The organism is Myxococcus llanfairpwllgwyngyllgogerychwyrndrobwllllantysiliogogogochensis, from assembly GCF_006636215.1.
Lineage (GTDB): Bacteria > Myxococcota > Myxococcia > Myxococcales > Myxococcaceae > Myxococcus > Myxococcus llanfairpwllgwyngyllgogerychwyrndrobwllllantysiliogogogochensis.
This window is the reverse complement of record NZ_VIFM01000753.1, coordinates 1-453: the sequence shown is the minus strand read 5'-3', so window position 1 is coordinate 453 and position 453 is coordinate 1. Positions and strand designations below refer to the sequence as shown.

At 60.7% G+C, this 453-nt stretch carries 1 pseudogene; it reads left to right on the top strand.

Annotation, left to right across the window (positions count from 1 at the left end):
- Positions 1 to 453, top strand: a pseudogene (gene kmrA, locus FJV41_RS55735) (efflux MFS transporter KmrA); the annotation flags it as partial.

The following is a 453-nucleotide window of genomic DNA, read 5'->3' as shown; positions in this document are numbered from 1 at the left end:
CAGGGCGGGATCCTGCTGGAGCATTTCTACTGGGGGTCGGTGTTCCTGATCAATGTGCCGATCGTGCTGGTGGTTATCGCGATTAATGCGAAAGTGGTGCCGCGCCAGCCCGCGCGCCGCGAACAGCCGCTCAATCTACTGCAGGCGCTCGTTTTGATTGCCGCGATCCTGATGCTGGTGTTTAGCGCGAAATCGGCGCTGAAGGGCCAGCTGGCGCTGTGGCTCACCGCGCTGGTGGCGCTCGGCGGGGCGGCGATGTTAACCTGGTTTATCCGCAAGCAGCTGTCGGCGGCACGCCCGATGGTGGATATGCGCCTGTTCACCCATCGCATAATCTTAAGCGGGGTGATGATGGCGATGACGGCCCTGATTACCCTGGTCGGTTTTGAGCTGCTGATGGCCCAGGAGCTGCAGTTTGTGCACCAGAAAACGCCGTTCGAGGCGGGGATATTT